Origin of the sequence: Kitasatospora sp. NPDC047058, assembly GCF_040643935.1 — a bacterium.
GTDB lineage: Bacteria > Actinomycetota > Actinomycetes > Streptomycetales > Streptomycetaceae > Kitasatospora.
In genome coordinates this window covers 1-7,467 of the sequence record NZ_JBEYVJ010000338.1, presented here as the reverse complement: position 1 = coordinate 7,467, position 7,467 = coordinate 1, and the positions used below count along the sequence as shown (strand labels likewise).

Annotated in this window: 9 protein-coding genes; 3 read left to right on the top strand and 6 right to left on the bottom strand. The window is 73.8% G+C overall.

Going from position 1 to position 7,467, the window contains the following annotated elements; all coding sequences use genetic code 11:
• The 4 genes from ABZ885_RS32035 to ABZ885_RS32020 form a co-directional block, all read right to left on the bottom strand.
• On the bottom strand, positions 1–368 hold a 368-nt coding region (locus ABZ885_RS32035), incomplete at its 3' end, for a DUF4158 domain-containing protein (protein ID WP_360196398.1).
• A 149-nt stretch (positions 369–517) separates the two neighbouring features.
• Positions 518–1,093, bottom strand: a complete 576-nt coding sequence (locus ABZ885_RS32030; RefSeq protein ID WP_360196395.1) for a triacylglycerol lipase — start codon at positions 1,091–1,093, stop codon at positions 518–520.
• A gap of 130 nt (positions 1,094–1,223) precedes the next feature.
• Positions 1,224–1,685 carry a hypothetical protein gene (locus tag ABZ885_RS32025; protein ID WP_360196393.1) on the bottom strand — a complete coding sequence of 154 codons (462 nt, stop codon included), beginning with the start codon at positions 1,683–1,685 and terminating at the stop codon, positions 1,224–1,226.
• A 37-nt stretch (positions 1,686–1,722) separates the two neighbouring features.
• Complete coding sequence (locus ABZ885_RS32020; protein ID WP_360196391.1) at positions 1,723–2,835, bottom strand: ABC transporter substrate-binding protein; 1,113 nt, start codon at positions 2,833–2,835, stop codon at positions 1,723–1,725.
• 248 nt (positions 2,836–3,083) lie between these two features.
• Here ABZ885_RS32020 and ABZ885_RS32015 point away from each other — a divergent pair, with 248 nt between their 5' ends.
• Positions 3,084–3,548, top strand: coding sequence for a hypothetical protein (locus ABZ885_RS32015; protein WP_360196389.1), 465 nt, complete (start codon positions 3,084–3,086; stop codon positions 3,546–3,548).
• A gap of 69 nt (positions 3,549–3,617) precedes the next feature.
• On the opposite strand, the gene ABZ885_RS32010 is transcribed toward ABZ885_RS32015, so the two are convergent.
• On the bottom strand, positions 3,618–4,355 hold the full coding sequence (locus ABZ885_RS32010; RefSeq protein ID WP_360196386.1) for an SDR family oxidoreductase: 738 nt from the start codon (positions 4,353–4,355) through the stop codon (positions 3,618–3,620).
• A gap of 147 nt (positions 4,356–4,502) precedes the next feature.
• Here ABZ885_RS32010 and ABZ885_RS32005 point away from each other — a divergent pair, with 147 nt between their 5' ends.
• Positions 4,503–5,075 (top strand): helix-turn-helix domain-containing protein, encoded by a 573-nt coding sequence (locus ABZ885_RS32005; RefSeq protein ID WP_360196383.1) that lies wholly within the window; start codon positions 4,503–4,505, stop codon positions 5,073–5,075.
• 159 nt (positions 5,076–5,234) lie between these two features.
• Positions 5,235–6,461 carry an alginate lyase family protein gene (locus tag ABZ885_RS32000; protein ID WP_360196380.1) on the top strand — a complete coding sequence of 409 codons (1,227 nt, stop codon included), beginning with the start codon at positions 5,235–5,237 and terminating at the stop codon, positions 6,459–6,461.
• 42 nt (positions 6,462–6,503) lie between these two features.
• Here the strand turns inward: ABZ885_RS32000 and ABZ885_RS31995 are convergent, their stop codons facing one another.
• Positions 6,504–7,415 carry a glutaminase gene (locus tag ABZ885_RS31995; protein WP_360196401.1) on the bottom strand — a complete coding sequence of 304 codons (912 nt, stop codon included), beginning with the start codon at positions 7,413–7,415 and terminating at the stop codon, positions 6,504–6,506.
• Positions 7,416–7,467 lie beyond the last annotated feature (52 nt).

Genomic DNA, 7,467 nt, shown 5'->3' with positions numbered 1-7,467 from the left:
CGGGTCGATCCAGGGCCAGAGCCGGGGGCCGAGCAGTTCGGCCGCCCGGTCGCGGTCGGCGGGGAGCGAGAGGCCGTGCACCTCCGACAGCCGTGTGCGCTGTAGCCGGCCACAACCCCCTCGGGCAGCTCCACGGCCCGCCGCACGAAGTCGACCACCGTCTCCGGGACCTCCTCCCACCGCGGGAAGCACCCCATCCGCTGGTAGGACTTCAGCAGCACCAACAGCGCGAGCTGGTGCCCATCGGGGTCCGTACGGGCCACTGCCCACCCCACCTCCTCCCGGCTCGGCGAGAAGAACAGGTGCAGCTCACGCGCGGTGATCAGCCGCTTGAACCGCGGATACGCGGTCCGCTCGATCGACGTCATCCTGAAGCCCTACAACCCGATGCCAGCAGTCAGCGCAAGCGGCGCCCGCCCGCGGGCACATGGTCACACCGCCGGAATCGGCCGAAGATCGAAAGCGCCATACCCGGGACAAGCAGCAGCTGGCAGTGGTGGATGTTCGGCGGGCCTGATCAGGGTTTCAAGATCACGTCATGGCCCCTTTTACACGTCCCTTGGCTGGACCCCCTGTTGAGGCGGCTCAGAACGTAGGAGCCGGGGGTCATGTCGCGGCAGCCCTGGTCCCGGAGGGCGCAGAGCCAGGCGACGGTGGTGCCGTGGTTCGGCCCGGCCAGCGAGACCCAGTGGCCGACCTTGGCAGCGCCACCGCCGAACTTGACGTACCAGCGGGTCGGCAGGCTGCCGAGGGAGTGGGCGACGAGGTCCACCCGTGCCGCGCCGGTGCGCTGCAGCACGCCGTCGACGTAGGCGGCGAGCCGGGCGGAGAGCACCTCGTCGGTGGACTGCGAGCTGTCGTAGCCCCAGGCGAACAGCCGGTCGGCCGGGTAGCCGCCCGCCCTGAAGGAGTCGATCATCCCCGACCACACCCCCGGGTCGGCGTTGCGGCCGTGCACGAAGATCACCGGGTTCGGTGCCCCGGCAGCCGGCACCGCGGGACCGGGGGCGGCGGCCGCCGGGCGCGCGTTCCCGGCCGAGGCCACGAGCACCGCGAGGAGGAGCGGGACCAGGAACGCGGCAAGACGGCGCACGGGACGACCCCCGCCATCGGTCATGGACGGCACAACATGGCACCGGAATCCTGGCCCGCCACCGCACCGCCCAAACGGCCCGGTCGTGGAACCGATGCGGCCGCGACCGAGCGGGCGTCCGAGGGCCCGCTCAGGCGCGCGGCTCCGGCTCCCCGGCGCTCCGGACGCCGCGGAGCGCGAACCAGAGCAGGATCAGCAGAGCGGCCGCGGCACCCACGGAACCGAGGACGAAGGTCGCCGGCACCTCGTCGTCCGGGTAGCGGCCGCCCACCACGCGGGCCGTCGACGGGTCGCCCGCAGCCACTTCCAGCGGGACGCTCACCCCGACGGCCGGATGCCTGACGCGCTTGAGGCCGAGCGCCGTCGTGCGGTAGTCGCGGTCACCCACCCGGTAGGTGACGGTGTACAGCTCGCCGCCCTTCTTCGGCACCGCGGCGGTGATCGTGGCGTCCACCCTGAGCGGCTCGGCATCGATGAGGCTTCCGGCCTGCCACTGTGCGGCCGCGCCGAACAGGCACCTGATGACCACCAGGAGCGCGACCAGTGCCCCCGCCAGTGGCAGGAACCACGGTCGGCGTATCAGCTCTCCCACCCCTCGGAGCCCGCGGCTCCCGGACATCCGTGCCCGCTCAGCCATGGTGAAGGACCCGGAAGCGGCCGGGTTCCGCGGGGTCCCGGTCGACGACCTGGACGGGCGCCCAGGCCCACTGCCGGACGTCGATGCCCGGCGCGTGGCAGAAGCGGATCCGCCCGCGGGTGCCCTCGACCACGACGCGCGACCAGGATCCGGCGATGCGCGTCCGGTCCGTGCCGTGCGAGCGCAGCACCTCGGCGAGAACGAGGACCGTGTCGTACCCCTCGAAGGCGACGAAGGAGGGCGCTTCGGCCAACCGCTCACGGAGGGCCGTCCCGACGCGTGCACCGAGTGGGCCGAGGCGCTCGGGCAGGTAGCGCAGGAACGGGATCGCGGCGCCGTCGTCGCCCAGCAGCGCCGCCCACTCGGCGAACTCCGGCTGCCCGGCCGGGGCACCGATCAGGAGCCCGGCGAGGCGCTGGTCGCGGCGGACGGACCTGACGATCGGCACGGCCGGCTCCGGGTGGCCGACCAGGAGCAGAAGGACCGTCGCGTCGTGGGCGGCGAGTGCGTCGCACACGGCCGCGGGGGTGAGCGCGCTCGCGTCGAGTTCGATGACGGTGCCGCCGCGCGGGGCGAGGTGGTCCCGCAGGATGCGGGCCCCGGACGCCCAGTAGACACTCGGCTCGGCGGCCACGGCGATGCGCGTGTGGCCCGCACCGAGGAGGAAGTCCGCGTAGATTCGCCAGCCCCGGGACTGCGCCGGGGCGAGGCGGGCGACCCATTCCGTCGGCTGTTCGGTGAGCGCGTCGAGGACCGCCGACGAGCAGAGGAACGGCAGGCCCAGGGCGTCCGCCCTGGCGGCGGCCGCCCGGGCGACGACGCTGTGGTACTCCCCCGCCACCGCGGCCACGCCCAGGCGGGCCAGTTCGTCGACGGCCGCTGCGGCCCGCTGCGGATCGGCCGCGGTGTCCCGGACCACCAGTTCGAGCGGTCGCCCGGCGATCCCGCCGGCGTCGTTGACCTCGCCCGCGGCCAGCTCCAGTCCGGCGAGCAGGTGCCGGCCCGCCTCGGCCCAGCCGGGCCGGGTCAGCGGAACGAGGGCTCCGATCCGGACGGACGGTCCGTCAGTCCGTTCCGCTCCACGCGGCGATGGTGGCGTACTCATGCGTTGGCGTCTCCCGTGTGACGGTTCGCCTGCAGTCTGCCCGAACACCGGAGCGGCGCGGCAACCGATTTCTCCGCCGGTGCGCCCCCGTGCTCGGGGGCTCGGTCCGCACGGCCGCCGGGGCGGCAATCGGCACAGCCGCCGGCCGCTCGTACGGGTGCCTTCCCGTCGTGCCCGTGCCGCCGGAGGTGCGCGGGCCCGGATCCTGGGCGCGCGGGGGTGGCGACGACGTGAGGCGGGTGAGGGCGATGTCCCGACGGGTGTTCCGCACGGCGGTGCGGGTGCTGGCTGCACTGGTGGTGCTCGGGGCCGGGACGGCGGCGGTGCGGGGGCCGTGCGGGCCGGACCTGCGGGTGGCGGTGGAGGACCCGGCACCGGTGCCGGCGGGTGGCACCACGGTCGTGCACGCCACGGTGGTCAACGTCGGCGACGTCCCCACCGTGGGGCCGTTCTCCCTGGTGGTGCAGCTGCCGCCCGGGGTCGTCGGGACCGGGCTCGCCCCGGCCGACTGCTCCACCGGCCCGTTCGGGCACACCGTCACGTGCACCGTCCCGGCCGGGCTCGCCGTCGACGGGTCGGTGACCGCCGACGTGCGGCTCGGCGTCGCGTCCGGCACGGACCCGGGGACGCTCGACGGGACCGTGCAGGCGGACCTGCCCGGTGACCCGCGCCCGGCCGACAACAGCGCGCACTTCGCCGTCGCCGTGAAGTGACGTCCGGCGGCCGGCGGACGGGCCACCCGGCGGCGGTCGGCCCGACCTCACCGGTCACCCGCGCCGCCGTCAGGCCTGCGCGGTGGGGCGGACCACGATCTCGCTGATGTCGACACCGTAGGGCTGCTCGATCGCGTACCCGATGGCGGCGGCGACGGCGGAGGGCGGCATGGCGATCTCGTCGCGCAGCCGGACGACGGCCGCCGCCGCTTCGGGGCTCGCCCCCTTGCCCACGCCCTCCGTGTCGGTGAACCCCGGCGAGACGAGGGTGACCCGCAGGTCCGGCCCCGCCTCCTGCCGCAGACCCTCGGTCAGCACCTTCACCGCCGTCTTGGTGGCGGCGTAGACGGCCTGGGGAGGCTTCACGACGTAGGCGGCGGTGGAGCCGACGTTGACGAACTGGCCGGAGCGCTGCCGCCGGAAGACCGGCAGTGCCGCCCCGATGCCGTTCAGCAGGCCGGTGATGTGGGTGGCGACCATGGCGTCCCAGTCGTCCTGGCGCAGCTCGTCGAACGGCGAGATCGCCATGGTGCCGGCGTTGGAGACCAGGACGTCGAGCCGGCCGTAGCGCTCGACCGCCGTGTCCGTGAGGCGCGTGAGGTCCTCGCGGCGGGTCACGTCGACGACGACGCCGGTGGCCGAGCCGCCCTGCGCCGTGATCCGGTCCACCACCGCGTTCAGCCGCTCCTCCCGCCGGGCTCCGAGCACCAGACGGGCTCCGCGTCCGGCGAGGTGGATCGCCGTCGCCTCGCCGATGCCGCTGCTGGCGCCGGTGATCGCGACGACCTTGCCCTCGATGCCTGACATGATCGGCTTCCTTTCCCGGGGATGTGACGCGTGCGCACGTCAGCACGTTGATCTACAGTGAAAACGGGGGTGCCCCCGGTTATCTCAGACTAAGTGGGGGCGCCTCCGGTTAGCAAGCGGATCGTCCGAGAGGGGATGGCAACACCGATGGCCGACGGAGCAGAGCGACCGCTGCGGGCCGACGCACGGCGCAACCGGGAGAAGATCCTCACGGCCGCCGTGCGGATGTTCGCGGCGGAGGGGCTGGACGTGCACCTGGAACGCATCGCCAAGGAGGCGGGCGTGGGCAGCGCGACCCTGTACCGCAACTTCCCCACCCGGGAGGCACTGGTCGAGGCGGTCTACCGCAACGAGGTGGCCCAGCTGTGCGACGCGGCGCCCGCCCTCCTGGCGACGAAGCCGCCGCACGAGGCCCTGCACGCCTGGACGCGCCTCTTCCTGGACTACGTCACCGCCAAGTACGGCATGATCGACGCGCTGCGCGCCATCGCCGCGACGGGAAGCAGCCCCTACGGCCACAGCCGGGAGATGATCCAGGCCGCCATCACCGTGCTCATGGACGCCTGCGCGGCCGCCGGAACGATCCGCACCGACATCAGCCCCGCCGACCTCGCCGCCGCCCTCGAAGGCATCGCGCTCACCTCGGCGGGCCCCGAGCAGCGGCCGCGAGCGGAGCGCCTCCTCGACCTCACCCTGGACGGGCTCAAGACCCGCCCGTGAAACCGCCGGGCGGGCCCGGACCGGGCCCGCCGCTCCGCGTGCCGCGCCCGACGGAAAGCCGTTCACCCTTGGCATGCCCATGAGTGTGGGCTCTCGTTAGGAAACTTTCCTAACATGCTCGCCCCGACGCCGCTCCCCCGCCGAGAGGACGACTCCCCCATGCGCCACCGGACCACGAAGGCCCTGACCGCCGGGGCGGCGCTCGCCGCCCTGCTCGCGATCACCTCCGCACCCGCCACCGCGTCGACCGCCGCACCCGCTGCCGCCGCGCCCGGCCGGCAGCAGGCACGGCCGCTCGACGCGGCGTTCCGCCACCCCGGTGTCCTGGTGGGCGAGCAGCAACTGGCCTTCGTCAAGGCCAAGGTGGACGCCGGCGCCGAGCCGTGGGCGTCCGCCTTCGCCGGCCTCAAGGCCAGCCGCTACGCCGCCCTCTCCTGGCAGCCCAAGCCGCGCGCCACCGTCGAGTGCGGCTCCGCTTCGAACCCCAACCACGGCTGCTCCGACGAACGCGACGACTCGATGGCCGCCTACACCCACGCCCTGCAGTGGGTCCTCGGCGGCGACAAGCGCCACGCCGACAAGGCGATCGAGATCATGGACGCCTGGGCGAAGGTCATCCGCGAGCACACCGACTCCAACGCGCAGCTGCAGACCGGCTGGTCCGGCAACAACTGGGCCCGCGCCGCCGAGCTGATCCGGTACTCGAAGGCGGGCTGGCCCGCCGCCTCCGTCGACCGCTTCGCCACCATGCTCCGCACCGTCTACCAGCCCCAGCTCACCCCGGGCAGCCCCCGCAAGAACGGCAACTGGGAGCTGATCGAGACCGACGCGCTGATGGGCATCGCCGTCTTCCTCGACGACCACAAGGCCTTCGACCGGGCCGTGACACTGTGGCGCGGCCGGCTGCCCGCCTACGTGTACCTGGCCTCGGACGGGAGCCTGCCGGTACCGCCACCGAACGCGGGCATCAGCGGACGGGACGCACTCGTCCGGTACTGGCAGGGCCAGCAGACCTTCGTCGACGGGCTCTCGCAGGAGACCTGCCGCGACTTCGGGCACACCGGCTGGGGCCTGGCGGCGGCCGCGCAGACCGCCGAGACGGCCCGGCTGCAGGGCCTGGACCTGTGGAGCGAGGGGCGGCAGCGCCTGGTCAAGGCCCTGGAGTTCCACACCACGTACGAGAACGGCGGCAAGGCCCCGGGCCGGCTGTGCAACGGAACCCTCGACACCGGTCTCGGGCCGGCCGTCCAGCTCGCCTACAACGAGTACCACGACCGGGAGGGCCTCGCGCTGCCGCAGACCGAGCGGTACGTGGCGGCCCACAGCCCCTTCGGCGTCGACTACTTCATCGGCTGGGAGACCCTGACCCACACCCGCACTCCCTGACCGGGCGGGCCCGGCCCGGTCCACAGCGGGGGGCGGGGGTGCTCAGAACACCGACCAGCCGGTCGCCGTCGTCAGCGCGTCCAGGGCGGCGACCCCGAGCACCGAGTTCCCCGCGGTGTCCAGGCCCGGGCTCCAGACGCAGACCGTGCCACGGCCCGGCAGCACGGCCAGCACGCCGCCGCCCACCCCGCTCTTGCCGGGCAGCCCCACCCGGTACGCGAACTCCCCGGCCGCGTCGTACGTGCCGCAGGTGAGCAGCACGGCGTTGATCCGCTTGGCCTCGCTGCGGGAGAGCAGCCGCGAGCCGTCGGCCCTTATGCCGTGCCGGGCGAGGAAGAGCCCGGCCAGGGCGAGGTCGCGGCAGCTCGCCTCGACGGCGCAGTGCGCGTAGTAGTGCGCGAGCACGCTCTCCACCGGGTTGCGCAGGTTGCCGTAGCTGGCCATGAAGTGCGCCATCGCGGCGTTCCGGTGGCCGTGCTGCGCCTCGGAGGAGGCCACCGATTCGTCCACCGCGACGGCCTGGTTCCCGGACTCGGCCCGGAGGAACCCGCGGACCGCGCCCACCGCGTCGCCGGTCAGCTTGAGCAACCGGTCGGTCACCACCAGCGCGCCCGCGTTGATGAACGGGTTGCGCGGGATGCCCTGCTCGGACTCCAGCTGCACCAGCGAGTTGAACGGGTTGCCGGAGGGTTCCCGGCCCACGCCCGCCCAGAGGGCGTCGCCGCCCTCGGCCAGCGCCAGCGCGAGGGTGAACAGCTTGGAGACCGACTGGATGGAGAACGGGTGCTGCCAGTCGCCCGCCCCGAACACCTCGCCGTCCACGGTGGCGATCGCCATCCCGAAGGCCGTCGGGTCGGCCTTCGCGAGGGCCGGGATGTAGTCGGCGACCCGCCCTCGCTCCGGCGCCCGCCGGGCCGCCGCCATCGCCTCGTGCAGCAGCACCTGGTAGTCCACGTCGTTCACGCCGCCATTGTGGCCACCCCCGCCGGCGGGGCCGCAGGCGGGG

Coding starts and splice junctions, on each gene's coding strand:
- ABZ885_RS32020 (WP_360196391.1), bottom strand. CDS start 2,835: ATGAGTACGCCACCATCGCCGCGTGGAGCGGAACGGACTGACGGACCG.
- ABZ885_RS32000 (WP_360196380.1), top strand. CDS start 5,235: ATGCGCCACCGGACCACGAAGGCCCTGACCGCCGGGGCGGCGCTCGCC.
- ABZ885_RS32015 (WP_360196389.1), top strand. CDS start 3,084: ATGTCCCGACGGGTGTTCCGCACGGCGGTGCGGGTGCTGGCTGCACTG.
- ABZ885_RS32005 (WP_360196383.1), top strand. CDS start 4,503: ATGGCCGACGGAGCAGAGCGACCGCTGCGGGCCGACGCACGGCGCAAC.
- ABZ885_RS32010 (WP_360196386.1), bottom strand. CDS start 4,355: ATGTCAGGCATCGAGGGCAAGGTCGTCGCGATCACCGGCGCCAGCAGC.